27 protein-coding genes are annotated in these 25,957 nt (G+C 72.2%); 23 read left to right on the forward strand and 4 right to left on the reverse strand.

The window, feature by feature from the left end; translation table 11 throughout:
• The first annotated feature begins 1 nt into the window (after nucleotide 1).
• The 22 genes from AWH51_RS00725 to AWH51_RS00810 all read left to right on the forward strand — a co-directional run bounded on the left by AWH51_RS00725 (nucleotide 2) and on the right by AWH51_RS00810 (nucleotide 22,568).
• Nucleotides 2-964 (forward strand): ABC transporter permease, encoded by a 963-nt coding sequence (locus AWH51_RS00725; protein ID WP_063070229.1) that lies wholly within the window; start codon nucleotides 2-4, stop codon nucleotides 962-964.
• The gene (locus tag AWH51_RS00730; RefSeq protein WP_063070230.1) at nucleotides 961-1,953 is read left to right on the forward strand and encodes an ABC transporter permease; all 993 of its coding nucleotides are present in this window, start codon (nucleotides 961-963) and stop codon (nucleotides 1,951-1,953) included. The genes AWH51_RS00725 and AWH51_RS00730 overlap by 4 nt, the downstream gene beginning before the upstream one ends.
• Nucleotides 1,950-2,816, forward strand: coding sequence for an ABC transporter ATP-binding protein (locus AWH51_RS15610; RefSeq protein ID WP_081234734.1), 867 nt, complete (start codon nucleotides 1,950-1,952; stop codon nucleotides 2,814-2,816). Before AWH51_RS00730 ends, AWH51_RS15610 begins: the two co-directional genes overlap by 4 nt.
• Complete coding sequence (locus tag AWH51_RS00735; protein WP_081234736.1) at nucleotides 2,813-3,757, forward strand: ATP-binding cassette domain-containing protein; 945 nt, start codon at nucleotides 2,813-2,815, stop codon at nucleotides 3,755-3,757. The genes AWH51_RS15610 and AWH51_RS00735 overlap by 4 nt, the downstream gene beginning before the upstream one ends.
• A complete protein-coding gene (locus AWH51_RS00740) occupies nucleotides 3,754-5,061 on the forward strand; it encodes an alpha/beta fold hydrolase (protein WP_063070255.1) in 1,308 nt (435 codons plus the stop codon). The genes AWH51_RS00735 and AWH51_RS00740 overlap by 4 nt, the downstream gene beginning before the upstream one ends.
• On the forward strand, nucleotides 5,058-6,503 hold the full coding sequence (locus tag AWH51_RS00745) for an aminopeptidase P family protein (protein WP_063070231.1): 1,446 nt from the start codon (nucleotides 5,058-5,060) through the stop codon (nucleotides 6,501-6,503). Before AWH51_RS00740 ends, AWH51_RS00745 begins: the two co-directional genes overlap by 4 nt.
• Nucleotides 6,504-6,522: 19 nt before the next feature.
• Entirely contained in the window at nucleotides 6,523-7,293 is a 771-nt protein-coding gene (locus AWH51_RS00750; protein WP_254654417.1) for a GntR family transcriptional regulator, read from the forward strand.
• Nucleotides 7,294-7,446: 153 nt separating this feature from the next.
• Nucleotides 7,447-8,673, forward strand: a complete 1,227-nt coding sequence (locus tag AWH51_RS00755) for an NAD(P)/FAD-dependent oxidoreductase (protein WP_063070232.1) — start codon at nucleotides 7,447-7,449, stop codon at nucleotides 8,671-8,673.
• Nucleotides 8,670-9,068 (forward strand): (2Fe-2S)-binding protein, encoded by a 399-nt coding sequence (locus tag AWH51_RS00760; protein ID WP_063070233.1) that lies wholly within the window; start codon nucleotides 8,670-8,672, stop codon nucleotides 9,066-9,068. The genes AWH51_RS00755 and AWH51_RS00760 overlap by 4 nt, the downstream gene beginning before the upstream one ends.
• Nucleotides 9,065-10,735: an NAD(P)/FAD-dependent oxidoreductase gene (locus tag AWH51_RS00765; RefSeq protein WP_063070234.1), complete on the forward strand. Its 1,671-nt coding sequence runs from the start codon at nucleotides 9,065-9,067 to the stop codon at nucleotides 10,733-10,735. The genes AWH51_RS00760 and AWH51_RS00765 overlap by 4 nt, the downstream gene beginning before the upstream one ends.
• Complete coding sequence (locus AWH51_RS00770; protein WP_063070235.1) at nucleotides 10,732-11,649, forward strand: dihydrodipicolinate synthase family protein; 918 nt, start codon at nucleotides 10,732-10,734, stop codon at nucleotides 11,647-11,649. The genes AWH51_RS00765 and AWH51_RS00770 overlap by 4 nt, the downstream gene beginning before the upstream one ends.
• Nucleotides 11,650-11,656: 7 nt before the next feature.
• Entirely contained in the window at nucleotides 11,657-12,658 is a 1,002-nt protein-coding gene (locus tag AWH51_RS00775) for a proline racemase family protein (protein WP_063070236.1), read from the forward strand.
• A gap of 28 nt (nucleotides 12,659-12,686) precedes the next feature.
• Nucleotides 12,687-14,201, forward strand: coding sequence for an aldehyde dehydrogenase (NADP(+)) (locus AWH51_RS00780; protein ID WP_063070237.1), 1,515 nt, complete (start codon nucleotides 12,687-12,689; stop codon nucleotides 14,199-14,201).
• A gap of 182 nt (nucleotides 14,202-14,383) precedes the next feature.
• Nucleotides 14,384-16,564, forward strand: coding sequence for an acyl-CoA dehydrogenase (locus AWH51_RS00785; protein ID WP_063070238.1), 2,181 nt, complete (start codon nucleotides 14,384-14,386; stop codon nucleotides 16,562-16,564).
• Between the two features lie 214 nt (nucleotides 16,565-16,778).
• The gene (locus tag AWH51_RS00790; protein WP_063070239.1) at nucleotides 16,779-17,171 is read left to right on the forward strand and encodes a DUF6507 family protein; all 393 of its coding nucleotides are present in this window, start codon (nucleotides 16,779-16,781) and stop codon (nucleotides 17,169-17,171) included.
• The gene (locus tag AWH51_RS00795) at nucleotides 17,171-19,519 is read left to right on the forward strand and encodes a DNA/RNA non-specific endonuclease (protein WP_131798080.1); all 2,349 of its coding nucleotides are present in this window, start codon (nucleotides 17,171-17,173) and stop codon (nucleotides 19,517-19,519) included. The genes AWH51_RS00790 and AWH51_RS00795 overlap by 1 nt, the downstream gene beginning before the upstream one ends.
• A gap of 9 nt (nucleotides 19,520-19,528) precedes the next feature.
• A complete protein-coding gene (locus AWH51_RS16355; RefSeq protein ID WP_217491896.1) occupies nucleotides 19,529-20,020 on the forward strand; it encodes a hypothetical protein in 492 nt (163 codons plus the stop codon).
• A 4-nt stretch (nucleotides 20,021-20,024) separates the two neighbouring features.
• A complete protein-coding gene (locus AWH51_RS16600; protein WP_217491897.1) occupies nucleotides 20,025-20,324 on the forward strand; it encodes a DNA/RNA non-specific endonuclease in 300 nt (99 codons plus the stop codon).
• A gap of 10 nt (nucleotides 20,325-20,334) precedes the next feature.
• The gene (locus AWH51_RS15980; RefSeq protein WP_131798081.1) at nucleotides 20,335-20,808 is read left to right on the forward strand and encodes a hypothetical protein; all 474 of its coding nucleotides are present in this window, start codon (nucleotides 20,335-20,337) and stop codon (nucleotides 20,806-20,808) included.
• Complete coding sequence (locus tag AWH51_RS15985) at nucleotides 20,747-21,358, forward strand: hypothetical protein (RefSeq protein ID WP_131798082.1); 612 nt, start codon at nucleotides 20,747-20,749, stop codon at nucleotides 21,356-21,358. Before AWH51_RS15980 ends, AWH51_RS15985 begins: the two co-directional genes overlap by 62 nt.
• 293 nt (nucleotides 21,359-21,651) lie before the next feature.
• On the forward strand, nucleotides 21,652-21,969 hold the full coding sequence (locus AWH51_RS15990) for a hypothetical protein (RefSeq protein WP_131798083.1): 318 nt from the start codon (nucleotides 21,652-21,654) through the stop codon (nucleotides 21,967-21,969).
• A 95-nt stretch (nucleotides 21,970-22,064) separates the two neighbouring features.
• Nucleotides 22,065-22,568, forward strand: a complete 504-nt coding sequence (locus AWH51_RS00810) for a hypothetical protein (RefSeq protein WP_063070243.1) — start codon at nucleotides 22,065-22,067, stop codon at nucleotides 22,566-22,568.
• Nucleotides 22,569-22,806: 238 nt separating this feature from the next.
• Here the strand turns inward: AWH51_RS00810 and AWH51_RS00815 are convergent, their stop codons facing one another.
• The 4 genes from AWH51_RS00815 to AWH51_RS00830 are packed head-to-tail and all read right to left on the reverse strand — an operon-like array spanning nucleotide 22,807 to nucleotide 24,867.
• Entirely contained in the window at nucleotides 22,807-23,412 is a 606-nt protein-coding gene (locus AWH51_RS00815) for a DUF1349 domain-containing protein (RefSeq protein ID WP_063070244.1), read from the reverse strand.
• A 28-nt stretch (nucleotides 23,413-23,440) separates the two neighbouring features.
• Nucleotides 23,441-23,788, reverse strand: a complete 348-nt coding sequence (locus AWH51_RS00820; RefSeq protein WP_254654418.1) for a type II toxin-antitoxin system PemK/MazF family toxin — start codon at nucleotides 23,786-23,788, stop codon at nucleotides 23,441-23,443.
• A complete protein-coding gene (locus AWH51_RS00825; protein ID WP_063070245.1) occupies nucleotides 23,782-24,033 on the reverse strand; it encodes a ribbon-helix-helix protein, CopG family in 252 nt (83 codons plus the stop codon). The genes AWH51_RS00820 and AWH51_RS00825 overlap by 7 nt, the downstream gene beginning before the upstream one ends.
• Before the next feature lie 45 nt (nucleotides 24,034-24,078).
• On the reverse strand, nucleotides 24,079-24,867 hold the full coding sequence (locus AWH51_RS00830) for an esterase (protein WP_063070246.1): 789 nt from the start codon (nucleotides 24,865-24,867) through the stop codon (nucleotides 24,079-24,081).
• A 114-nt stretch (nucleotides 24,868-24,981) separates the two neighbouring features.
• Here AWH51_RS00830 and pip point away from each other — a divergent pair, with 114 nt between their 5' ends.
• The gene (gene pip, locus AWH51_RS00835; protein WP_063070247.1) at nucleotides 24,982-25,956 is read left to right on the forward strand and encodes a prolyl aminopeptidase; all 975 of its coding nucleotides are present in this window, start codon (nucleotides 24,982-24,984) and stop codon (nucleotides 25,954-25,956) included.
• Nucleotide 25,957: the final 1 nt, after the last annotated feature.

Consider the following 25,957-nt stretch of genomic DNA (forward strand, 5'->3'; position numbering starts at 1 on the left):
CGTGACCGCCACGCTGCAGGGCGCCTCGGTGCCCGACTCGGCATCCCCGTACCCGACGGGACGGCCGCCCGCCGTCACGCCGGCCAAGCGGGTGGTCCAGGCCCTCCGGTCGAAGCCGTCCGTCATCGCCAGCGTCGTGTTCGTCGTGCTGGTCCTGGTGCTCGCGGTGTTCGCGCCGCTCCTGTCCGGGATCACCGGCTGGGGCCCCACGACCTTCGACGCGACGGCCGTGGACCCCGTCCTCGGCGGCCTCCCCATCGGCCCGTTCGGCGGCGTCAGCGCCTCGCACTGGTTCGGCGTGGAGCCGCAGAACGGGCGCGACATCTTCGCCCGCATCGCGTACGGCGCCCGCGTCTCGATGCTCATCGCGGTCTCCGCGACCATCGTCACCACGACCGTCGGCGTGATCGCGGGCATGGTCGCCGGCTACTTCGGCGGCATCGTCGACCAGGTCGTGTCGCGGGTCATGGACTTCCTCATGGCCTTCCCGGCGCTGATCTTCATGATCGCGATCCTGTCGGCGCTGCCCGCGGGCAGCCGGCCGGCGCTGCTCGTCCTCACGCTCAGCGTCTTCGGCTGGCCCTACACGGCCCGCATCGTGCGCGGCCAGACCATGACGATCCGCACGCGCGACTTCGTCGAGGCGGCCCGGGCGTCCGGCGCCTCCTCGATGGGCGTGATCTTCCGGGAGGTGATGCCGAACCTGCGCGGCACGATCATCGTGCTGGCCACGCTCGCGGTGCCGGGGTACATCGGCACGGAGGCGGGCCTGTCCTTCCTCGGCGTCGGCGTGCTGCCGCCGACGCCGTCGTGGGGCCAGATGATCGCCGACTCGGTGAACTGGTACACGGTCGACCCCGCGTACTTCATCGTGCCGGGCTCGTTCCTCTTCCTCACGGTGCTGGCGTTCACGGTCTTCGGCGACCACCTCCGCACCGCGCTCGAGCAGGGGGAGGCGGCATGATCGGCTACCTGATCCGCCGGGCCGGCGCGGCCCTGGTGGTGCTCGCGCTCATCAGCCTCTTCACCTACATGATCTTCTTCCTGCTCCAGCCGGACCCCGCCGTGACCATCTGCGGCAAGACCTGCACGCCGGACAAGATCGACTCCATCCGCCAGCTCCTCGGCCTGGACCGGCCGTTCTGGGCGCAGTACGGCGACTTCGTGACGGGCATCTTCACGGGCCGCACCTACGGCGACGGCCCGACGGCGATCCAGTGCTCCGCGCCCTGCCTCGGCTTCAGCTTCCAGACGCAGCAGTCCGTGCTCGACCTGATGCTGTCCCGCCTCCCCGTGAGCATCACGATCGCGGTCGGCGCGGCGGTCCTCTGGCTCGTGTTCGGCGTCGCCGGCGGCCTCGTCAGCGCCATCCGCCAGGGCAGCGTGTGGGACCGGACCGCGATGGCGGCGGCGCTCACCGGGATCAGCGTGCCGATCACCTTCGCGGCGCTGCTCCTGCAGTACGTGCTCGTCGTGCAGCTGCAGGTGCTGCCGTTCCCGGAGGCGGTGGCATTCTCGGACGACCCCGTCGGCTGGCTGGAGTCGTACATCATGCCGTGGCTGGTGCTCGCGCTCGGCTACGCGGCGATCTACGCGCGCATCGTGCGGGCCAACGTGATCGACACCCTGCAGGAGGACTACCTGCGGACCGCGCGCGCCAAGGGCCTGCCGGCGGCGCTCGTGATCCGCCGACACGCGCTCCGGCCGTCGCTCACGCCCGTCGTCACCCTGTTCGGCATGGACTTCGCCGGGCTGCTCGGTGGCGCCGTGATCACCGAGAAGGTCTTCGGCCTCAACGGCGTCGGCAAGCTCGCGGCCGACTCCATCGCCAAGAACGACCAGCCCGTCATCATGGGCGTCACGCTCCTCGCCGCGGCCTTCGTGGTCGTCGGGAACGTGGTCGTCGACGTGCTGTACACCGTGCTCGACCCCCGAGTGAGGATCACCGCGTGACCGCCACCGCACCGCACCAGCCGCCCGCCCGGGCCGTCCCCGGGACGCCGCTCCTCGAGGTCCGGGACCTCACGATCGCGTTCCCCACCTCGCGGGGGCCGGTGGAGGTCGTGAAGGACCTCTCCTTCCGGGTGGAGCCGGACAGCACCCTCGGCATCGTGGGGGAGTCGGGCTCCGGTAAGTCGATGACCTCGCTCGCCGTGATGGGCCTCGTGCCCCGCGGCGGCACGGTGACCGGCAGCATCAAGCTCGCGGGCGAGGAGCTCGTGGGCCGGCCCGACGCCGAGCTCCGCCGCTTCCGCGGCGACCGCATGGCGATGGTGTTCCAGGATCCGCTCTCGTCGCTCAACCCGTACTACACGGTGGGGCTCCAGATCGAGGAGGCCTACCGGGCGCACCGCGGCGGATCCCGCCGGGCCGTGCGCCAGGTGGTGGTGGAGGCGCTCGAGCGCGTCCGGATCCGCGAGGCCGGCACCCGCGTCGACCACTACCCGCACCAGTTCTCGGGCGGCATGCGGCAGCGCATCATGATCGCGATGGCGCTCTGCCTCGAGCCCGAGCTGCTCATCGCGGACGAGCCGACCACCGCGCTCGACGTGACGGTGCAGGCGCAGATCCTCGACCTGCTCCGCGAGATCCGCCGCGACACCGGGATGGGCATGCTCGTCATCACCCACGACCTCGCCGTCGTGTCCTCCCTCGCCGACGAGGTGCTCGTCATGCAGGGCGGGCACCGCGTCGAGAGCGGCACCACGGAGCGCGTGTTCACCGCGCCCGAGGACCCGTACACGCACGCGCTGCTCGAGGCGATCCCCCGCATCGACGCCGCCTACGACCGACCGACGACGGGAACCGCCTCATGAGCACCCCCTCCACCGCGCCCGAGCCGTTCCTCTCGGCCCGCGGCCTCACCAAGGAGTACGTGACGCGCGGCGGCCCCGGCCTCCGCCCGCCTGTGCGCCGGTTCCTCGCCGTCGACCACGTCGACCTCGACGTGCCGACCGGGCAGACGCTCTCCATCGTGGGCGAGTCCGGATCCGGCAAGTCGACGACCGCGCGCATCATCGCGCACCTGCTCGACCCCACCTCCGGCACCTTCGCCCTGAAGGGCGAGGACATGACGCACGCATCCGGCGCGCGCCTCCGCGAGTTCCGGCGGCAGGTGCAGGTGGTGTTCCAGGATCCGGCGTCGTCGCTCAACCCGCGGCACACGGTGGAGCAGATCATCAGCGCGCCGCTGCGGTACCAGGGCATCACGACGCCGGGCGGGCACGGGAAGCTCGTGCGCGACCTGCTCGACCGGGTGGGCCTGGACCCCGACCACGCGCAGCGCTACCCCGCGCAGTTCTCGGGCGGCCAGTGCCAGCGCATCGGCATCGCGCGGGCGCTCGCCGTGCAGCCCGGCCTCATCGTGTGCGACGAGGCGGTCTCCGCGCTCGACGTGACGGTGCAGGCCCGCGTCATCGCGCTGCTGCGCGACCTGCAGCGCGAGCGCGGCCTCAGCTACGTCTTCATCGCGCACGACCTCGCCGTCGTGCGGCAGCTCTCCGACCGCGTCGCCGTGATGAGCGCCGGCAAGGTCGTGGAGGAGGGCACGCGCGACGACGTGTTCGAGCGGCCGCAGCACCCGTACACCCGGTCGCTGCTCGACGCCGTGCCGCGCATCGACCCCGAGTGGGACCGGAAGCGGCTCGCCTCGCGGCGCGCGGCCGGCCTCGACACGGCGAGCATCGACACGGCGAGCGTCGACGCGGCGGCTCGCCGCGCGTCGGGCCGCGGCGCGGCGGGCGGGTCGGCCGCGTGATCGTCGGATCCGCGACCGTCCCCGGCGTGCACGTCACCGACCACGAGATCGAGGTGCCGCTCGACTGGGCGGCGGCGCGCGCGGGGGAGCCGACCCCGACGATCACCGTGTTCGCCCGCGAGCTCGTCGCGCCCGGACGCCGGGCGGACGACCTGCCGGCGCTCCTCTACCTGCAGGGCGGGCCGGGCGGGAAGTCGCCGCGGGTCCTCGATGACGGCGGGTGGATCGGCCACGCGCTCCGCACCCACCGCGTCGTGCTGCTCGACCAGCGCGGCACCGGGAGGAGCACGCCCGTGACGGCGCGCACGATGCAGCGGTTCGGCGACGACCACGCATCCGCCGCCCGGTACCTCGCACTGTTCCGCGCCGACTCGATCGTGCAGGACGCCGAGGCGCTCCGGCAGCACCTGGAGGGCGGCCGCCGCTGGTCGACCCTCGGCCAGAGCTACGGCGGGTTCCTCACGCTCACGTACCTGTCGCACGCGCCCGAGGCGCTGTCGGCGTGCTACGTGACGGGCGGGCTCGCGTCGCTCGACCCCGACGCCGAGGAGGTGTACCGGCGCACCTACCCGCGCACGGCCGCCAAGAACGCCGGATACCACGCGCGCTACCCGGGCGACGTGGCGATCCTGTCCCGGCTCGCCGACCGCCTCGCCGCGGGCGACGTGACGCTGCCCGACGGCGACGTCCTCACGGTCCGGCGCCTGCAGACCCTCGGCATCGACCTCGGCATGGCGCCGGGACGGGAGCGGATCCACGCGCTCCTCGACGAGGCCCTCGACGACCGCGGCGATCCCACCGACGTGCTGCTCGCCGAGGTGCTCCGCCTCACCTCGTACGCGGCGAACCCGCTGTTCGCAGGCTTGCAGGAGAGCATCTACGCATCCGGCACCCGGCCGGCGACGGCGTGGGCGGCCGAGCGGGAGCGCGCCCGCCACCCGGCGTTCTCGCCCGACGCCCGGCCGCTGCTGCTCACCGGCGAGATGATGTACCCCTGGATGTTCGAGGAGATCCGCCTGCTGCGCCCGTTCCGCGGCGCCGTCGAGGAGATGGCCCGCCGCGACGACTGGCCGGAGCTCTACGACCCGGATCGGCTCGCGGCCAACGAGGTGCCCGTCGCCGCCGCGATCTACCACGACGACATGTACGTGGACGCCGGCCTGCAGCAGGAGACGGTCGCGCGCGTGGCGAACGCCCGCGCGTGGATCACGAACGAGCACGAGCACGACGGCCTGGGGGCGCCCGGCGTCCTCGGCCGGCTGATGGACATGATCGCCCGCGATGGAGGAGGGATCCCCCGATGACCGACACGACCCCCGAGACGCCCACCGGCGTCACCCCCGAGGAGCGCCGCCCGCCGCGGCTCGCCCAGGTGCCCGCGTTCCGGGAGCTCATGGCCGGCGGCTGGATCGCGCCCGACCGGACGCCGCCGACCGTGCCCGGCGCGGTCGAGGCGGCGGCCGCGCACCGCGACCGCCTCAGCGCCGCGATGCCCGGCGTCACGATGGCGGTCGTCAGCGGGTACGCGCCCACGCGCAACGACGACTGCCGCTACGCCTTCCGCGCGGACAGCGACTTCGTCTGGCTCACGGGGGTGCAGGTCGAGGGCGCCGTGCTCGTGATGCACGCGGTGCCGGGCGGCCACGACGCCGTCCTGCACGTGCCCGCGCCCGCGCATCCGGGCGACCCGCGCTTCTTCTCCGACGCCGACCACGGCGAGCTGTGGGTGGGGCCCGCGCCCGCGCACGCCGACTGGCAGCGCGCCCTCGGGATCCCGGTGCGCGACCCCGACCGCATCGCGCGCGACCTCGCGGGCGTCCGCGACGTGCGCCGGGCGGGCGCCGTCACGGGCGTCCCCTCCGCGCTCGCCGACGTGCCGCGCGACGACGCGCTCGTGGCGGCGCTCGGCGAGCTGCGCGTGATCAAGGACGCGTGGGAGCTCCAGGAGCTCCGCCGCGCGGTCGACGACACCGTCGAGGGCTTCGCCGAGGTGGTGCGGGCGATCCCGCGGGCCCAGGCGTCCGGCGGCGAGCGCTGGCTGCAGGGCACGTTCGACCGGCACGCGCGCACGGTCGGCAACGGCCCGGGCTACGCCACCATCGTGGGCGGCGGCGGGCACGCGACGATCCTGCACTGGGTGCGCTGCGACGGCCCGCTCCGCGACGGCGAGCTCGTGCTGCTCGACATGGGCGTGGAGGCGCGCAGCCTCTACACGGCCGACGTCACGCGCACGATCCCCGTCTCCGGATCCTTCTCACCCGAGCAGCGGCTCGTGCACGACGTGGTCGAGCGCGCCCACCGCGCGGGTCTCGACGCCGTCGCCCCCGGGCGTCCGCTCGTCGACTTCCACCACGCGTCGATGGAGGTGGTGGCCCAGGGCCTCCACGACCTCGGGCTCCTGCCGGTCTCCGTCGACGAGGCCCTGTCGCCCGCGGGCCAGCACCACCGGCGCTGGCTGGTGTGCGGGATCGGGCACCACCTCGGCCTCGACGTGCACGACTGCTCGGGCGCCGGCGTCGCCGGGTACGACCGCCTCGTGGAGCCCGGCATGGTGCTCACCGTGGAGCCGGGCCTCTACTTCCAGCCGGACGACGCGATGGTGCCGCCCGAGCTCCGCGGCATCGGCGTGCGGATCGAAGACGATATCGTGGTGACGCAGACGGGGTCCGACGTGCTGTCGGACGCGCTGCCGATCGACGCCCTCGGCCTGGAGTCCTGGATGCGGGAGCAGCGGTCCCCGTCCTGACACCCCGAGGAGGTCCCGCGTGAGCCTCTCGGCCCTGCGTCCCGCACCCCCGCGCGCGAGCCTGCGCGAGCACGTCCACCAGGCCCTCTCCGCCGCCATCGTCTCCGGGGAGCTCGAGCCCGGCACGCTCATCACCGTGCCGACGCTCGCGGTGCGCTTCGACGTGTCGGCCACGCCCGTGCGCGAGGCCGTGCTGGAGCTGGAGAAGCGCGGCTTCGTCGAGACCGTGCGCAACAAGGGGTTCCGGGTCACGGCCGTGAGCGACGAGGAGCTCGGCCACCTCGTGCAGGTGCGCCAGCTCCTGGAGGCGCCCGCCATGGAGCGGCTCGCGGGCCGCGTGCCGGACGACGCCCTGCCCGCGCTCGAGGGGCTCGCCGACCGCATCGAGCAGGGTGCCCGCGACGGCGACCTCCGTGCCTACCTCGAGGCCGACCAGGAGTTCCACCTGTCCCTCACGCGCATGCTCGGCAATCCCGTGCTCACGGCCTCCATCGCCGACCTCCGCTCGCGCACGCGGCTCGTCGGGCTCGCGTCGATGAAGGAGAGCAGCCACCTCGACGCGTCGGCCGCCGAGCACCACGAGCTGCTCCGCGCCCTCGTGCGCGGGGCCGGCCGGGAGGCGCACGCGGTGATGGTGCGGCACATCCGGCACGCCACCGGCTGGTGGGCGGGGCACGGCGAGGAGGACGCGGACGCCGGGGACGGCGACGACGGCGGGGACGCTGCTGGCGGCGGCCACGCCGACCGGGTCGCCGTGGATCCGGCAGCCGGACCCGTCGCACGGGACTGACGCGCGGGCCTGACGCGCGGGCCTGACGCGCGCGTCTGCCGGGTATCGCGGGTCCCGACTTCCCCTCGTCGCTGATGTGTGACATATTACTGACACCGCCACCCGCCCCGTCGCCCGACATCGGGCGCCATGACCCGTGAGAGCAGGGACCGCATGACGCGACACGTGGTGGTCGTCGGGGGAGGCATCGTCGGCGCGGCCTGCGCCCGGTCGCTCGCGCGCGCCGGGATCCGCGTCACGGTCGTCGAGCGGGCCGCCGTCGCGTCGGGCACGAGCGCGCAGGGCGAGGGCAACATCCTCGTCTCCGACAAGGGCCCGGGCGCCGAGCTGGAGCTGGCGCAGCTGGCCGCACGCCGCTGGCCCGAGGTCGCCGCCGAGATCGCCGAGGAGCTGGGCGACGCGCTCCCCTCCATCGAGTACGAGCCCAAGGGCGGGCTCGTCGTCACGACCACGGCCGAGGGCGCGGATCCGCTCCTCGCCTTCGCCGCCACCCAGCGCGCCGCGGGCGTCGACGCGGTCCCCGTCGACGTGCGCCGCGCGCTCGAGCTGGAGCCGTGGCTGAACCCCGGCATCACCGCCGCCGTGCACTACCCCGAGGACGCGCAGGTGCAGCCCGCGATCGCGACCGAGGCGCTCGCCGCGTCCGCCCGCCGGGCCGGCGCCGTAGTGCGGACCGGCGTCGAGGTGACCGGGCCGATCCTCGGACCCGACGGCGCGCTCCGCGGCGTGCGGACGACCGCGGGCGACATCGCAGCCGACGACGTGCTCGTCGCGGCCGGCCCCTGGTCGGGCGAGGTGGCGCGCGCCCTCGGCGTGGAGCTGCCGGTGCTGCCGCGGCGCGGGGTCGTGCTGGTCACGACGCGCATGCCGCACCGCATCCACCACAAGGTCTACGACGGCGACTACGTGGGCGCCGTCGGCTCCGGCGATGGGGCGCTGCAGACTTCGGGCGTCGTGGAGTCGACGCCGTCGGGGACCGTGCTCATCGGATCCAGCCGCGAGCGCGTCGGCTTCGACGCGTCGCTGCGCGTGGCCGTGCTGGAGGAGCTCGCCGCCAAGGCCGTGCGGCTCTTCCCCTTCCTCGCCGAGGCGAACGCGATGCGCTCCTACGGCGGCTTCCGGCCCTACCTGCCCGACCACCTGCCGGTCGTCGGGCCCGACCCGCGGCTGCCCGGGCTCTGGCACGCGAGCGGGCACGAGGGCGCCGGGATCGGGCTGTCGATCGCGACGGCCGACCTCATCGCCGCGCTGATGACCGGGGCCGCGACGCCGCTCGACGTCACGCCGTTCTCGGTCGCGCGGGCGTCGCTCGGGCTGGACCTGACGGGTGCCCGGGTGCCCGGGGCCGCGTCCCCCTCCTCCGCGGGGGTGCGCGCGTGACGCCGCGGCGCGTGGATCCGGCGCGCGACCCGATCCGCCCCGCGCCCGCGGAGGCCGTGCGCTTCACGGTGGACGGGGATCCGGTGGAGGGCCTGCGCGGCCAGACCATCGCGGGCGCGCTGCTCGCCTCGGGCACGCTCGCCTGGCGGACGACCGCGAGCGCCGGCCGACCGCGCGGCGTCTTCTGCGGGATCGGCGTGTGCTTCGACTGCACCGTGACGGTGAACGGGCTGCCCGACGTGCGCGCCTGCCAGCGACGCGCGGTCGACGGCGACGTCGTGGAGACGGGGCCGGGGGCGACGGTGCCGGACGCGGAGGCTGCTGGGCCTGCTGCTGGGTCGGCCGCTGCTGGGTCTGCCGCCGCCGCGCCTGCCACCGACGGGGACGCCTCGTGAGCGCCGCGGACGACCGGCGGCACGTCGTCGTGATCGGCGCCGGGCCCGCGGGGCTCGCCGCCGCGGTCGCCGCCCGCGCGCGCGGAGCACGGGTCACGCTGCTGGACGCGTCCGACGAGCTGGGTGGCCAGTACTGGCGGCACCTCCCGGCGTCGCGACCGGCGGCGCGCGAGCGGATCCTGCACCACGGCTGGGACGCGTTCACCGGGATGCGGGCGCGGCTGGCGTCCGACGACGGCTGCGAGATCGTGACGGGCGCGCAGGTGTGGGCGATCGAGGTGCCCTCGGCCGACGCGGAGGCGCCGGTGCCCGCCGCCGTCGTCCACGTGCTCGTCGGCCCGGTCGACGGATCCGGTCGCGCGCCCCGGACCCTCCGCCCCGACGCGCTCGTCCTCGCGACCGGCGCGCACGACCGCACGCTGCCGTTCCCCGGCTGGGACCTGCCGGGCGTCTTCACCGCGGGCGCCGCGCAGGCCCTCGCGAAGGGCGAGCGTGTCGCGATCGGCGACCGCGTGATCGTCGCGGGCGCCGGACCCTTCCTCCTCCCCGTCGCCGTGTCGCTGGTGCAGGCCGGGGCGCGCGTGGTCGGGATCCACGAGGCCGCGCGCGTGCCGTCGCTCGCCCGCGGCTGGCTGCGGGATCCGCTCGGCCTCGCCCGCGCGCCGCACAAGGCCGCCGAGCTCGCCGGCTACGTCTCCGTGCTGGCGCGCGAGCGGATCGGGTACGCCACGGGCAGCGCGGTCGTCGCCGCGCACGGGACCGACCGCGTCGAGGCCGTCACCGTGCAGCGCCTCGACGCGTCGTGGGCGCCCGTCCCGGGCACCGAGCGGCGGGTCGCGGTGGACGCCGTGTGCGTCGGCCACGGCTTCACGCCCCGGCTCGAGCTGCCGATCGCGGCGGGCTGCCGCATCGGGTCCGACCGCTTCGTCGAGGTCGACGCCGACCAGGGCGCCGGGCCCGCGGGCGTGTTCGCCGCGGGCGAGATCACGGGCATCGGGGGAGTGGACCAGGCGCTCGCGGAGGGCGAGGTCGCGGGGCACTGCGCCGCGGGCGGATCCCCGTCCGACGCCGCCGTCGCCCCCGCCGTCCGCCGCCGCGCCGTCGCGCACGACGTGGCCGGCCGCATCGAGGCCGCGCACGGCATCCGACCCGGCTGGACCGGCTGGCTCCGCGACGACACGCTGGCCTGCCGCTGCGAGGAGGTGCCGGTCGGCCGGATCCGCGCCACCGCCCGCGCCGCGCGCTCCACCGACCTGCGCTCGATGAAGCTCGCCACGCGCGCCGGCCTCGGCATCTGCCAGGGCCGCGTGTGCGGACGCACCGTCGAGGAGCTGCTCGCGGGGGAGGCGACGCCCGCCGGATGCGCGCCCGCCGGATCCGCGCCCGGCGCGGGTCCCGCCGCCACGCCCGCCGCCCTCGGCCCCGGCTCCGACCGCCGCCCCATCGCCTCGCCCGTGCGCCTCGGCGAGCTCGCCGCCGCCTACGACCTCCGCGACGCCGGGCCCCCGTCCCTCGCCGCGCCCGGCGTCGACGACCCGGCCATCGAGGTCGACGATCAGGCCCCCGGCGTCGACGACCCGCCGCCCGACGGCGCCCCGCCGCCCGACCCCGCACCCCCGACCACCCCCGCATCCCCCAGCACCACCGACCGGAAGGACACGCCATGACCGCACCCGCCCTGGACCTCGGAGGCGTCGTCGTCGCCACCACGCTGCCGTTCCGCGAGGACGCCGCCGCTCCCGCCGGCCTCGCCGTCGACTACGACGCGTACGCCGCGCACTGCGACTGGCTCATCTCGAACGGCTGCCGCGGCGTCGGCCCCAACGGCTCGCTCGGCGAGTACTCCTCGCTCACCGACGAGGAGCGCCGGAAGGTCGTGCAGGTCGCGGTCGAGGCGGTCGGCGGGCGGGGCGTCGTCGTGGCCGGCGTGCACGGCGTCGGCTGGCACCAGGCGAAGAAGTGGGCCGAGGTCGCGGCTGAGGACGGCGCCGACGGCGTGCTGCTCCTGCCGCCCACCCTCTACCGGGCGAGCGACGACGAGGTCGTCGAGCACTACGCGCGCGTCGACGAGGTGGGCCTGCCGATCATGGCCTACAACAACCCGTTCGACACCAAGGTCGACTTGACGCCCCAGCTCCTCCAGCGCCTCGACGCGCTCGAGAACGTCGTGGCGATCAAGGAGTTCTCGGGCGACATCCGGCGCGTGACGGAGATCCAGGACCTCACGGGCCTCGACGTCATCGCGGGCGCCGACGACCTGCTGCTGGAGTCGCTCATCATGGGCGCCGTCGGCTGGTTCGCGGGCTACCCGAACGCGTTCCCGCGCGAGGCCGTGGAGCTGTACGGGCTCGCGACGAGCGGTCGCATCGAGGAGGCGAAGGCGCTGTACCAGCGCCTCGTGCCCGTGTTCCGCTGGGACTCGCGCACCGAGTTCGTGCAGGCCATCAAGCTGTCGATCGACGTGGCCGGCGAGAGCACGGGCGGCCCCACGCGTCCGCCGCGCGCGCCGCTGCCCGCCGCGGTCGCCGAGCAGGTCACGCGCGACACGCGCCGCGCGCTCGACCACCTCGCCGGACGATGATCGACGGATGAGGTCCTCCCGCGTCTTCCACGCCGTCGACTCGCACACCGAGGGCATGCCGACCCGCGTCGTCACGAGCGGGTTCGGCGTGATCCCCGGCTTCACCATGAACGAGCGGCGTCTGCACCTCATCGAGCACCTCGACCACCTGCGGCTCCTGCTCATGACGGAGCCGCGCGGCCACGCGGCGATGAGCGGCGCGATCCTGCAGCCGCCCACGCGCGACGACTGCGACTGGGGCGTCCTCTACATCGAGGTCTCCGGCTGCCTCCCGATGTGCGGCCACGGCACCATCGGCGTCGCGACCGTGCTGGTGGAGACCGGGCTCGTGGAGGTGCAGGAGCCGGTCACGACCATCCGGCTCGACACCCCGGCCGGGCTCGTGATCGCGCGCGTCGACGTGGAGGACGGGCGGGCCGCATCCGTCACGATCGAGAACGTCCCCTCCTACGTGGAGCGGCTCGACGCGACGATCGAGGTGCCCGGCCTCGGTGCCGTGCCGTACAGCCTCGCGTTCGGCGGCAACTTCTACGCCGTCGTGGAGCTCGAGCGCCTGGGGCTGCCGTTCGACCGGGAGCGCCAGCAGGAGATCCTCCAGGCCGGGCTCGCGATCATGGGCGCGATCAACGAGCAGGCGCCGCCCTCGCACCCGGAGATAGAAGGCGTCGACCACTGCCACCACGTGGAGTTCCTCGCGCCCGGATCCGACGCCCGGCTCTCCCGGCACGCCATGGCCATCCACCCCGGCTGGTTCGACCGGTCGCCGTGCGGCACCGGCACGTCCGCGCGCATGGCCGAGCTGTGGGCGCGCGGCGAGCTGGCGGTGGGCGACGACTTCGTCAACGAGTCGTTCATCGGCAGCCGCTTCACCGGGCGGATCCTCGCGGAGACGACCGTCGCCGGGCGGCCCGCCATCGTCCCCGCCATCACGGGCCGGGCCTGGATCACCGGCATGGGCCAGTACCTGCTCGACCCCACCGACCCGTTCCCGAGCGGCTTCCGGTTCTGAACCGGCGCGCACGAACACGAGGAGAGACATGACCCCGCACGAGACCGACGCGACCACCGACCCCGCCGTCGCGGCGACCGTGGAGGCCGTCGCGGCGGCCGCCGCCGAGGCCGCCGCTCCGCTCGCCGCCCTCGCCCCGGCCGTCCGCGCCCGCGCGCTCGAGGCCGTCGCCGACGCGCTCGAGGCGATCCGCCCCGAGCTGCTGCCCGTCGCCGAGCGGGAGACCGCGCTCGCGCCCGGCCGCCTCGGCGGCGAGCTGACGCGCACGACCGTGCAGCTGCGGATCCTCGCGGCCGCGGTGCGCGACGGCCGCTACCTCGATGCGCGCATCGACCACGCGGATCCCGACGCCGCGCCCACCCCGCGCCCGGACCTCCGCCGCTACCTCGTGCCGGTCGGGCCGGTGCTCAACTTCGCGGCGTCGAACTTCCCGTTCGCGTTCTCCGTCGCGGGCGGCGACACGGCATCGGCCCTCGCGGTCGGCTGCCCGGTGGTCGTGAAGGCGCACCCGGGGCACCCCGAGCTGTCGCGCCGCGTCGCCGCGGCCGCGTCCGCCGCGCTCGTCGCCGCGGGGCTGCCCGAGGGCACGCTCCAGCTGGTGGAGGGCGAGGAGGCCGGGCTCGCCGTGCTCCGCGACCCGCGCATCCGCGCCGCCACCTTCACGGGCTCGCTCCGCGCCGGACGCTTCCTCGCCGACGTGGCCGCGGCCCGCCCCGACCCGATCCCGTTCTTCGGCGAGCTGGGCAGCGTCAACCCCGTCGTCATCACCGAGCGGGCCGCCGCCGAGCGCGGCGCGGACATCGCGCGCGCCCTCGTGGCGAGCGCCGCCGGATCCGCCGGGCAGCTGTGCACCGCGCCCGGCATCGTGCTGATCCCCGCCGGCCACGGACTCGACGCCGTGCTCGCCGAGGAGGCCGGCGCCGTCGCGCCGCACGGGATGCTCAACGCCAGGATCGCGGAGGGCTACGCGGGAGGCCGCGCCGCCGCGATCGCGGTCGACGGCGTGCGCCTCGTCGCCGAGGGCCGCGCGCCCGCGGGAGACGACGGATCCGTGACGCCCACCCTCGCGGCCGTCGCCCTCGCCGACTTCGAGGCCGCGGGCGACGCCCTCCGCCACGAGGTGTTCGGCCCGTTCGCGCTTCTCGTCGAGTACCCCGCGGGCACCGACCTCGCCGAGCTCGCCGCGCGCACCTTCACGGGCGAGCTGACCGCGAGCGTGCACCTCGGCGCCGACGAGTCCGAGGCGGGCGACGCGGCCGATGCGGCAGCCGACCTCATCCGCGTGCTCGCCGCCCGCGCCGGCCGCGTGCTCGTCGACGCCTGGCCCACGGGCGTCTCCGTCACCGACGCGCAGCAGCACGGCGGGCCCTGGCCCGCCACCACGCTCGACCGCGGCACGAGCGTCGGCACCGCCTCGCTCGACCGGCTGCTCCGCGGCGTCGCGTTCCAGGGCGTGCCCGACGCGCTCCTGCCCGAGCCGCTGCGCACCGCGAACCCGTGGGGCGTGCCGCAGCGGGTGAGCGCCAGCGGGCACCGCGCGTAGGGGCCGGGCAGCGCGCGCCGAGACCGCGCGGGCGCCCGCGGCTGAGGGTTCCCACAAGCCGCGGGCATCCCCGCGGGAGCGCGTTGGAGGCCCGGCACGTGTTTTTCGGCAGGTGGAGGATCCGAACGTAGCGTGGCCGATGCCGGCAGGGACGCCGGCCGAGACGACGGCACGGAGGATCCATGGTCGACACGGCGGCACGAAGCACCACCCGCGGCACGAGGGGGCGGGGTCCCGCTGCGGGCGCGCTCCGGGGGACCCCCGTCCCGGTCGCGGGCGACGTCGACGCCGAGGTCGCGCAGGACCTCGACCGCACCGACGGCCGCCAGGACGCCCCGGGCCGCGGGCCGCGCATCGACGTCGAGGCCCTCGGCCGCGTCCTCCTCGGCCGCTGGGCCGATGTCCGCCGCTCGTCCCGCGAGCTGACGAGCCGCCCCGAGCTGCACCGCGTCGAGGGCCTCGACATGCACCAGCACCGGGCGCGCGTGAGCGAGCAGCTGAAGATCCTCGTCGAGCACGGCGGCGTGCACCGCGCCTACCCCGTGTCCGTCGGCGGGCTCGAGGACCACGGCGGCAACATCGCGGGCTTCGAGGAGCTCGTGGCCGCGGATCCGTCGCTCCAGATCAAGGCCGGCGTGCAGTGGGGCCTCTTCGGCTCCGCGGTGATGCACCTCGGCACCGAGCGCCACCACCGCGACCTCCTGCCGGGGATCATGACGCTCGAGACGCCCGGCGCGTTCGCGATGACGGAGACCGGGCACGGCTCCGACGTCGCGAGCATCGGCACCACCGCGACGTACGACCCCGAGACCGGCGAGTTCGACCTGCACACCCCGTTCCGCGCGGCGTGGAAGGACTACCTCGGCAACGCGGCGGTCGACGGCCGCGCCGCCACGGTGTTCGCGCAGCTCGTGACCCAGGGCGTGAACCACGGCGTGCACTGCTTCTTCGTGCCGCTCCGCGACGAGACCGGTGCGTTCCTCCCCGGCGTCGGCGGCGAGGACGACGGCCTCAAGGGCGGCCTCAACGGCATCGACAACGGCCGGCTCCACTTCGACCACGTGCGCGTGCCGCGCCAGAACCTCCTCAACCGCTACGGGGACGTGGCCGAGGACGGCACGTACACGTCCGAGATCACGAGCCCCGGCCGCCGCTTCTTCACGATGCTCGGCACGCTCGTGCAGGGCCGCGTCTCGCTCGACGGCGCCGCCACGAGCGCCGCGAAGATCGCGCTGCAGATCGCCGTCACGTACGGCAACCAGCGCCGCCAGTTCGTCGCCGGCGGCACCGACGAGGAGGTGCTGCTCGACTACCAGCGGCACCAGCGCCGGCTGATCCCGCGCATCGCCACCACCTACGCCGCCTCGTTCGCGCACGAGAAGCTGCTCGCGCAGTTCGACTCGGTGTTCTCCGGGAAGACCGACACCGACCAGGACCGGCAGGACCTCGAGACCCTCGCCGCCGCGCTCAAGCCGCTCAGCACCTGGCACGCGCTCGACACCATCCAGGAGGCGCGCGAGGCGTGCGGCGGCCAGGGCTTCCTCGCGGAGAACCGGCTCGTCGGGCTCCGCGCCGACCTCGACGTCTACGCGACCTTCGAGGGCGACAACACCGTGCTCCTCCAGCTCGTCGCCAAGCGCCTGCTCACCGACGTCAACCGCCGGTTCGCGAAGGCCGACTTCGGGGTGCTCGCGCGCTACGCCGTGGAGCAGGCCACCGACCGCACGCTCCGCTCGACGGGCCTCCGCCGGATCGGGCAGGCGCTCGCGGACCGCGGATCCACCGCCCGCTCGGTCGGCCAGCTCCGCGAGCCGGAGACGCAGCGCGCGCTCCTGACCGGCCGCGTGGAGACGATGGTCGCCGAGATCGCGACGGCGCTGCGGGCCACCCGCACGATGCCGCCCGCCGAGGCCGCCGCGCTGTTCAACCGGCACCAGGACGCGCTCATCGAGGCGGCCCGCGCGCACGCGCAGCTGCTGCAGTGGGAGGCGTTCACCGAGGCGCTCGACCCCGCGTCGGACACCGGCCGCGCCATGGACGACGGCACGCGCCGGATCCTCACCTGGACCCGCGACCTGTTCGGCCTCCGCCTCATCGAGGACGACCTGGCCTGGTACCTGATCCACGGCCGCATCAGCTCGCCGCGCGCCCGCGCCGTGACGGCCTACATCGACCGGCTCGTCGCGCGCCTGCGCCCGCACGCGCAGGACCTCGTGGACGCGTTCGGCTACACGCAGGCGCACGTGCGCGCCCCCGTGGCGTCGGGCGAGGAGAAGGACCGCCAGGACGAGGCGCGCGCGTACCGCGACGCCCGGATCGCGGACGGCTCGGCGCCGCGCATGGAGAAGACCGCGAAGAAGTAGCAGCAGCTGAGGCGCCGCCGCGCATACACCACGCGGCGGCGTCTCCCGCACCGTTTGACAGCGCCTGCGGGACGCCCGGAGACTGATCTCGTCCGAGCAGCGCCCCCGAGCGGGGGTGCTCGGCATGCCATGGGGAACCGGGTGCGCGAGCGCCGGAGCGGGAGCCCCGAGCGCGATCGCGCGGCGGCCGACGGACGACCGGGAGGAGACGTCCGTGGCGGAGGGCTACCGCATCGATCCGCAGGGCGTCCAGGACGTCCTGACCGCGGTGCAGCAGGCATCGCAGGACCTGTCGGCGGCGATCAGCGGCATCGGCGGTGCTCAGACCGACGTGGAGACCGGGGCGTCGTCCACCTGCTCGGCGGTGCCCGCGGCGCTGTCGGCGTTCCTCGACGCGCAGACCGCGTCGGTCACGGACGTCACGAACCGCATCACCGCATGCATCTTCGGCGCCGCCACAGCGACCACGGACTACGTGGAGGCCGACGACACGATGGCGTCCGACGTGACGCAGGCGCAGACGGCCGCGGTCGACGCGGCCGTGGGTGGCGAGGGGCGCGCGGCGGGCGACTTCAGCTGGTTCACCTCCCGAGCCGGGGGCCGGTGATGGCCGCGGTCGCGGGCGGCGGCACACGCCGCGCGGACGGACTCATCGATCCCGACGGCATCCCCGGCGTCGACATGGCGCCGGAGCTCATCCGCAGCGCCGCCTGGACGCTCGCGTCCGCGTCGGCGGGCGTCTCGCAGCACGGCGCCACGGCTGTGACCAAGTGGCAGACGATGTCGACGGTCTACGAGGCGCCGGAGTCGGAGGCGCTGCTGGCCGTGATGGGGCCGGTCGGCCAGGAGACCACGGCTCTCGCGGACGGGTTCACGAAGGTGGGGAAGGCTCTCACGGACTTCGCCGACACCGTGGCGCCCATCGTCGCGAAGCTGGTCGAGCTGAAGGCCGAGGCGGTCGCCTTCGTCGCGCAGGCGGAGCAGGGGTACGACCTGCCGGCGATCGGGCCGCAGCCCACGACGCAGCTCACCGACTACGGCTCGGTGCAATCCTCGCCCGGCGGCATGTACTCGGCACCGGCGCATCACGTGGAATGGACGGAGTACGCGCCCTACAGTCAGCGCAACGACAAGCTGATCATGGCGGTCGCGACGCTCGCGACGGCGTTGGACGAGGCGCAGGCCGACTGCGTGAACAAGATCGCGGCGGCGCATCCGCCGGCGAATTCGTGCCCCGAGACCGTGCACGGCACGGACTTCACGACCGCCGCGAAGGAGGGCAAGCCGCTGCCGTTCGGGCAGACGGCGGCGGGGCGGCCCAACTGCGTGACGTCGTTCGGCGGCGGCGTGGGCGATGCGGCGAAGGGGATGGTCGAGGGGCTGGGGAGCCTCGTGTCGTACAACCCGGAGACGGGGCAGTGGGGCGACTGGGATCACGCGGGCAAGGCGGCGTTGGGCGTGGTGGAGGGGCTCGGTTCCCTGATCGCGCCGACGCCGTTGTTCCAGGTGCTCGCGGATGATTCCAGTGGTGTGACGCCGGGGTGGATGCGGGACTTCTCGAAGTCGACGTTGGACAAGCAGCAGCAGATGGTGGACGGGTTCGTCGGCAGCAAGGAGCAGTGGCAGACGGATCCGGCGCGGGCGGCGGGGTCGTTGTTCGTGAATGTGGGGTCGTTGTTCATCCCCGGGGCCGGTGAGGTCGCGGCGGGGGCGAAGGTGGTGTCGGTCGGGGCGCGGGTGGCGTCGGTCGGTGGTCGTGTGGCGGAGGCGGCGGATGCGGCGTCGATCGCGGGGCGTGTGGTGGGTGCTGGTGCGCGGGCGAGCGTGGTGGCGGGGTCGGGGCTGGTGCGGGTCGGGGATCTGATGACGCAGGTGGCGGCTCGGGCGGATGCGCTGGGTCACGCGGCGACGGCCCCGGTGATGAATGCGCTGCGGGATGTGGTGGATCGGGTGCCGCACGTGGAAGTGGCGGTGCGTCATGTAGTGACTCCGGACGGGTTCCGGATCCCGACGCTGCATGTGGAGGTCGGGGACAGTGCGCGTACCCGCGCGATGTCGAGTTCGGCGCATGCGGGCGAGCGGGGCGTTCTGGAGCATGGTGCGGCGGGTGCGCATGTGAGTGGTGAGTCCGCTTCGGCGGGCGCGTCTGCGGTCGGGCGTGGTGCGGTGGTCGACGCGATGCGTGGTGTCGAGCATCATGCGACCGACGCGGGTGGGCGTCATGCGGCGTCGACGGATGTGGTGGAGCGTCCCGGCGGGGTGCATGGCGGGGAGGATGCTCGCGGGGTTCACGAGAGTGGTGACGGCGCTGGCCACGAACCGGGTGCTGGGCAGAGCGCTGAGCACAGAGACGGACATGTCGACGGCGCGCATGGCGGCGACGAGCATGGACCTGGTGTCCCTGAGGCCGCGGGTGCTGAGCAGTCTCGACTGCACGCGTCTTCGGAAGGCGACTACTGGCGTCCCCTCTCGCATCAGGAGATCCAGGACCTGCCTGTGGTGCGCGACGGCAGTCACATCCGGGCGGACGGCACCTTGCGGCCTAACATCTGGTATCAGACGGGGGAGCATGAGTACCTGTATCGCACCAACGAGCATGGGCACATTGACCGGGTCATCGCCGAGAATCTGCAGCTCAAGATGCACACCGGCCGATTACGGCACATCCGCCGTACGCTGGGCAAACTCTTCGGCGATCACGCGGGGCACCTCGTCGCTGACTGGTTCGGAGGGTCTCCCCGGCTTGATAACGTCGTCTCGCAACTTGAGCGCATCAATAGGCGCGAGTTCGGTTCTCTTGAGCGCCGCTGGGCACAGGTTCTGAAGCAAGACCCACCAGGTCATGTCAGTCTCGATATTCGGGTGGATTCCTATGCGGCGACGGGAAGGCCAGGGCGGTTTGTCGTAGTCAGCGTAGTTGACGGCGCGCGTGCAATTCGAGTATTCAAGCAGTAGGAGCTCAATATGGCAAGAAGCGAAAGTGATATCGTCCAAGATCTTGTGAATAAGTGGATTTCACTAGGCGTCGAGTACGGTGAGGCCGCACCCGGGATCAAAACGCTGTATGTCTACGCGGCCTCTGAATCGGGCATTATGCATGCAAATGTATTCTATGAGCAGGACGGGAAGGTGGTGTACCCGGACAAGCTGGAGGGAGAGGGCATCGATCACGATGATGTCTTCAAATTGCAGACCCTGCTTCTGGAGGATCTGGAGGAAGCTGAAGCGGAGTTCATAGAGAGCGGCGTTCCATGTCCCACGGAATACAAAATAACCTATGAGACCGGTCCGAGTCGGCTCGACGTTCAGCTCTCAAGGGATATTAAATTCAGTAACGACCGCGACAGAATACCAGAGGACGGGCCTGAGGAATGGCTTGATGGCCGACTCCCCAAGGTCTATGGAAAAACTACCCCCCCCCAAGCCAAGTGGTCTCCGAAGAGCTGGTTTGGGTAGCTCTATGAACCCCTGCAGGTCATATCGCCATAAGCTCTTCGGCGACCACGCGGGACATCTGATCGCGGACTGGTTCGGCGGGTCACCCAAGCTCGACAACCTGATATCCCAATCTCGTCTCATCAACCAGCGAGGGTACGCGGCGCTTGAGAGACGGTGGGCAAAGGCGCTGTCGTCTGATCCTCCCGGTCATGTCGGCGTCGACATCCGCATCGATACCGATCCGATCACGGGTAGGCCGAATCCATTCGATGTCGAGTCGTTGGTCAACGACGAACCGCTGTTTCAGCGATTCTATCAATAAGGAAGGCGACATGAGTAGCGAGCAGCGAATAATTCAAGGGCTCATCAACAGTTGGTTACCGCTCGCGCTTGAGTATGCGGCTGGTGCGCCCGACGTAACCAAGCTGTTCGTATACGCAGGGTCAGAGCCCGGGCAACAGTGCGCCAATAGTTTCTACGAGCAGGGTGGGGTGATTCTATACCCTAGCAAGCTCAAAGGGGCCGGCGGTGGGCCGCGAGCAATCTTGGACATGCAGCGCCATATGATAGATGATCTAAATGCCGCGGAAAAGCAGTTTGTTGAATCGAGCATTCCTTGCCCTACGGAGTATCGTATCGAGTACGATCTCAAGGGCAGTAAGCTGGATGTTCAGCTGTCGCGTGAGTTGAAGTACTCGGATCCTCCCGACAAGAGCCTCATCGACGGCCCAGAGGATTGGCTCGATGGTCGACTGGACAAGCATTTTGGCAGGCTGGTACCCGGAGATCGAGAATGGCGAGAATGATGTCGCCACATTGTGCTCGAATTGCCTATCTCTTATTGGTGATGAATGTGATCGCATGCCGATGAGTGAGCAAGACGTCATCCAAGGTCTTATAAACAGTTGGGTGCTTCTTGGTTTGGAATATGCTCAAGGCGCTCAGGGCGTCACTGCTCTCTACTTGTATGCCGGCTCCGAACCCAATCACCAATACGCGAACATCTTCTTCGAGCAAGATGGGCAAGTTCTCTATCCGAGCAAGCTCTCCGGTGTCGACGTCCATCCGCACCGCATGCTCGATATGCAGAAATGCATGATCGAAGATCTTATCCAAGCCGAGGTGGCCTTCCGCGAGCTTGCCGTCCCTTGCCCCACTGAATACCGGATAACCTACGAACCTGGCCCGGGGCGCCTGGATGTGCAACTATCGCGTGAGGTCAAGTACGCGGATCATCCGGTCAAGACCCTGCAAAGCGGCCCGGAGGACTGGCTCGTCGGTCGTCTTGAACCGGTCGTCGGCAAGCTCTTGCCTCCGGAACGCAGGTGGCTCAGATTTCGGCGAGAGCACAGGTAGGAGCCGTGCGTTCCCGAAGCGCCGTCACGGCCCGCCCAAAGAGCTTCCTCGTGGACTCTGTGCTCAGTGGTAGGTCAGTATTCGCGGAATTCCGACGATAGGGGAACAGGGTGTCGAGTACCGAGCGCGACGTTGTCCAGAGCCTCATCAACAGTTGGATACCACTTGGCGTGGAGTACGCGGCTGGGGCCAAGGGTCTAAGTGCGATGTACATATATGCGGCGTCGGAGCCAGGGCAGCGGTACGCTAATATATTTTTCGAACAGGATGGCCGAGTCGTCTACCCAGATGACGTGACCGGCGTGGACGCCAGTTCTCCCCGGGTGCTCCGCATGCAGCATCAGATGGTTGCCGACCTGCGAGATGCGGAGAAACGGCTTGTGGAGCAAGGTGCGGGCCACCCGACGGAGTATCGTATCACCTATGATCCCGGCGCGGGGAGGTTGGATGTGCAGCTGTCTCGCGAGGTCAAATACGCGAACCATCCGGTGAAGACGTTGCAGAACGGGCCGGAGGACTGGCTCGACGGGCGCCTGGAGAAAGTATTCGGCAAGCTGCTGCCTCCCGAAACTGAATGGTTCACGCATCAGCGAAAGCGAAAGCGCTCGTGAGCGTGTCCTCTCGTCTCTGGCAAGCTACGGGAGTGCCATGAGATGGCTACAGCACTTGGGCAACTGTTCAGTGCCTGGTATCAGTGGTAGGGGGCGTGGTCGACATGGGCGTGAATGAGCAGGAGATCATCCAAGGTCTCATCAACTCTTGGATACCGCTCGGGTTGGAATACGCAGAAGGCGCACAGGGAGTGACTGCGCTCTTCATCTACGCCGGCTCGGAGCCCAATCATCGTTACGCGAACATCTTCTTCGAGCAAGACGGCGCTGTGCTCTATCCAAGTCAGGTGCGGGGTGCCAGATCCGACGACAATCGCGTCTTCGGCATGCAACACTGCATGCTAGATGATCTGCGCGAGGCCGAAGCGAGGTTCAAGGAGGCGGGCATTGCATGCCCGACCGAATACCGCATCACCTACGAGCCGACTCTGCGAAGATTGGACGTGCAGGTCTCTCACGACATCAAATACGCGCACCATCCCGTGAAGACGTTGCAGAACGGGCCGGAGGACTGGCTCGACGGGCGCCTGGAGAAGGTCTTCGGAAAGCTGCTTCCTCCGGAGAGCAGGTGGTCGAGGTTCGGCAAGAGACGCGGATGAGGCGTCCGCTCTTCTGGCGGGCTCGCCAGCTGCTGAGATCCTGTCCGAACTGAGTGGCGGCATACGCGGCGTGGGTGAGTAATTCCAGCGTGGCTCGCCGCCGGGTGGATGTGGGACTTCTCGAAGTCGACGTTGGAGAAGCAGCAGCAGATGGTGGACGGGTTCGTCGGCAGCAAGGATCAGTGGCAGACGGATCCGGCGTGAGTTCCTGACGCACCCCGAGCATCCACCCGCCCCCTCAGCCGTGCAACGCCGCATCCGCCGCCCCCGTCCGCCACGACGCGAAGCGCGCCGTGAAGCCGGATCGGGTGGGCGCGCAGCAGAACGGGCCCGCGGACGCGTCGGCCGACGGATCCAGCGGCGCCACGCGCACCAGCCGCCACGGCTCGTCGTCCACCCGCGCCCGCACGGTGAGGGCGTCGCCGGAGCGGCTCGCGCGGATGGTGACGAGCCGGCCCGACCAGCCCGGCACCGGGGCGAGCGACCAGTCGGAGACGCCGCGGGTGACGACGGCGCCGAGGCCGTCCTCGCCGTCGCTGCGCTCGACACCCGCCTTGATCCACGTCGCGTCGTCGACCCGCACGAAGACGCCGGCCTGGTCGAACTGCGCGCGGAGGTCCAGCGTGAACGCCACCTCCACCGCGGTGCCCGGGGCGAAGGGCGCCAGGAGCGCGTGCTCCGTGTCGTGCACGAAGCCGTAGGAGGTGATGCGCCAGGCGTCGCTGCCCTCGCGTGCCGTCACGTCCATGCCGCTGTCGTGGATCCGCACGGCTGCAGGCGGGGTGGTCCAGGTGCCGTCGGCCCAGGGGACGTCGACGAGGGCGGATGCGGGGGAGCGGCTCATGCGTCGACGGTACCCGGCGGGCCGGACGTCACACCGCGAGGAGCAGCCGCACCGCGGCCGACACCTCCGCCATGATGTAGCCGGGGAGATGACCCACGGGGTAGGGGTCGATGAACTCACGGCTGACCGGCCCGAGCTGGGGGATCACGGCCACGGAGTCCTTGCCCAGCCCCGAGGCCGCCGCTGGGATGAACACGTTCCCGGGGAAGACCTGGAGGCGCACCTGCGAGGTGAACGGGATGAGCACGATCGTGGCGTTGGCGCTCTCGGTGAGCCAGTCGTCCTGGATGACGAGGGACGGTCGGATCTTCGCGGGCTCCGACCCGCGCGGAGCGCCGAAGTCGACCCATACGACGTCGCCTCGCGAGATCACCACTCCGAGCCGGTCCGTGCGATGCGCTCCGACTCGCGCAGGAAGTCCTCGCCCGCGGTGGGCTGCCCGACCTCGGCGATGGCCGCGTCCGCGAGGCGGGTCAGCTCGGCCTTGCCCGCCCCCTCCAGCTCGTCGGCGAGCTTCTGACCCGCGACCCGGTAGAACTCGGAGCGGGTCATCCCGTGGCGCTTGGCGAGGCGGTCGAATCTCTCGAAGTCGGCGTCCGGGACGGAGATGGCGGTCTTCATGGCGGCGAGTATAACCGGTCATACCGCTTGCGGGTTTGGAGCGCGTCAGTCGCGCGGTGACCGCGGATCCCCCAGGAACGGCATCGTCGCGTCCGCCCAGTGCGCGTGCATCACGCGGTACGAGAAGCGGTCGCGCACGTGCATGCGCGTGCCGGAGATGTCGGGGTACGGCGCGAAGACGATCCCGCGGGCGGGGTCGTCGAGCAGGCTCGTGGCCCGGTTCAGCCGGGTCACCTGGGCGAGCAGGAGCTTCCGTCCGAGCATCGGGATCGGCTGGAAGCGGTCCATGGGCGGGATGCCCGAGAGCACGATCCGGCACCGGTCGCCCGCCTGCGCTCGGATGCTGCGGACGATGGCCGTGAGCCGGTCGGTCCACTCGGCGGCCGAGGTCGCGACGAGCACGTCGGGGATGCCGAGCGCCACGACGGCGAGATCGAGGCCGCCGGTCCGGGTGGCGACCGCCGCGGCGGCCTTGCGCGCCGTCATGTCGTACGACGCGACCGTCTCCCACTCCACGCCGCGACCCGTGCGGGCCGCCCGCCGGCCGGCCACCTGGGCGGGCATCGCCATGCCCGCGAGGAGCACGCCGTACCCGGCCACGCCGATGTCGCCCACGAAGAGCACGCGCTCCGGATCCGGCCCGGCGATGGCGGAGGCGTCGTCGTGCGGGGGGAAGATCGCCGCCTCCATGTCGCGCATGTACAGCGCCAGGTGCAGGCGGAGCGTGGGACGCGCGACGGCCAGGGCGGCGAACGAGGCCAGCGGCAGCAGCGGCCGCAGCGTCGCCCGCGGTGTGGTCCGCGTCGACGGGCGCCTCTCGGGCAGGGCGGGCAAGGGGTCCTCGTCTCTCGGCGGGGAGGGTGGTGTCTTGGGAAGGGTACGCGGCGTCCGGCGCCCGCGTCCCTCGCCGCCCCGGATCGGGGGCGCGCCGCCGCCTAGGCTCGTCGCATGCAGACCCTCTTCCCCGAGATCGACCCGTACGACACCGGCATGCTCGACGTGGGCGACGGGCAGCTCCTCCACTGGGAGACCTCGGGGAACCCGTACGGGATCCCCGTCGTGTTCCTGCACGGCGGCCCCGGCGGCGGCACCAGCCCGACGCATCGGCGCCTGTTCGACCCGGCGCGCTACCGCATCGTCCTCGTCGACCAGCGCGGCTGCGGCCGGAGCACGCCGCACGTCTCCGACCCGTCGGCCGACCTGTCCGTCAACACGACCTGGCACCTCGTCGCCGACCTCGAGCGGCTCCGGGAGCACCTGGGGGTCGAGCGCTGGCTCGTCTTCGGCGGATCCTGGGGCTCGACCCTCGCGCTCGCCTACGCCGAGACGCACCCCGAGCGCGTGACCGGGCTGATCCTCCGCGGCATCTTCACGCTGCGCGCCAGCGAGCTCGACTGGTTCTACGAGGGCCCGGCGGGCATGGTCTACCCGGACGGCTGGGAGGCGTTCACGGCGCCCGTGCCCGGGGTGGAGCGCGGCGGCATCATCGCGGCGTACGCGCGGCTGCTCGCGGATCCGGATCCCGCGGTGCACGGGCCGGCCGCGGTCGCGTGGAGCACGTGGGAGGCGTCGGGCATCACGCTGCTCCCGAAGCCCGAGGTGGTGGCGCGCTTCGCCGAGCCGACGTACGCGCTCGCGTTCGCCCGCATCGAGAACCACTACTTCATGCACGGCGGGTGGATGGAGGACGGCCAGCTGATCCGCGACGCGCACCTCCTGCGCGGCATCCCCACCGAGATCGTGCAGGGCCGCTACGACATGTGCACGCCGCCCGCGACCGCGTGGGACCTGCACCGGGCGCTGCCCGAGGCGCGCTTCACGATGGTGCCGGATGCGGGGCACGCGTTCGACGAGCCGGGGATCCTCGCGGCGCTCCTCGAGGCGACCGAGCGCGCGGCGGACCGGCTGGGGGCGGCGGGCTGAC

The sequence above is a fragment of the Clavibacter tessellarius genome (genome assembly GCF_001618005.1).
In the GTDB taxonomy this organism is placed as follows: domain Bacteria; phylum Actinomycetota; class Actinomycetes; order Actinomycetales; family Microbacteriaceae; genus Clavibacter; species Clavibacter tessellarius_A.

Coding starts and splice junctions, on each gene's coding strand:
- AWH51_RS16355 (WP_217491896.1), top strand. CDS start 19,529: ATGGCAAGAAGCGAAAGTGATATCGTCCAAGATCTTGTGAATAAGTGG.
- AWH51_RS00785 (WP_063070238.1), top strand. CDS start 14,384: ATGGTCGACACGGCGGCACGAAGCACCACCCGCGGCACGAGGGGGCGG.
- AWH51_RS00825 (WP_063070245.1), bottom strand. CDS start 24,033: ATGAAGACCGCCATCTCCGTCCCGGACGCCGACTTCGAGAGATTCGAC.
- AWH51_RS00745 (WP_063070231.1), top strand. CDS start 5,058: ATGACCGACACGACCCCCGAGACGCCCACCGGCGTCACCCCCGAGGAG.
- AWH51_RS15980 (WP_131798081.1), top strand. CDS start 20,335: ATGAGTAGCGAGCAGCGAATAATTCAAGGGCTCATCAACAGTTGGTTA.
- AWH51_RS00795 (WP_131798080.1), top strand. CDS start 17,171: ATGGCCGCGGTCGCGGGCGGCGGCACACGCCGCGCGGACGGACTCATC.
- AWH51_RS00775 (WP_063070236.1), top strand. CDS start 11,657: ATGAGGTCCTCCCGCGTCTTCCACGCCGTCGACTCGCACACCGAGGGC.
- AWH51_RS00815 (WP_063070244.1), bottom strand. CDS start 23,412: ATGAGCCGCTCCCCCGCATCCGCCCTCGTCGACGTCCCCTGGGCCGAC.
- AWH51_RS00780 (WP_063070237.1), top strand. CDS start 12,687: ATGACCCCGCACGAGACCGACGCGACCACCGACCCCGCCGTCGCGGCG.
- AWH51_RS00755 (WP_063070232.1), top strand. CDS start 7,447: ATGACGCGACACGTGGTGGTCGTCGGGGGAGGCATCGTCGGCGCGGCC.
- AWH51_RS15985 (WP_131798082.1), top strand. CDS start 20,747: ATGGTCGACTGGACAAGCATTTTGGCAGGCTGGTACCCGGAGATCGAG.
- AWH51_RS00735 (WP_081234736.1), top strand. CDS start 2,813: ATGAGCACCCCCTCCACCGCGCCCGAGCCGTTCCTCTCGGCCCGCGGC.
- AWH51_RS00730 (WP_063070230.1), top strand. CDS start 961: ATGATCGGCTACCTGATCCGCCGGGCCGGCGCGGCCCTGGTGGTGCTC.
- AWH51_RS16600 (WP_217491897.1), top strand. CDS start 20,025: ATGAACCCCTGCAGGTCATATCGCCATAAGCTCTTCGGCGACCACGCG.
- AWH51_RS00770 (WP_063070235.1), top strand. CDS start 10,732: ATGACCGCACCCGCCCTGGACCTCGGAGGCGTCGTCGTCGCCACCACG.
- pip (WP_063070247.1), top strand. CDS start 24,982: ATGCAGACCCTCTTCCCCGAGATCGACCCGTACGACACCGGCATGCTC.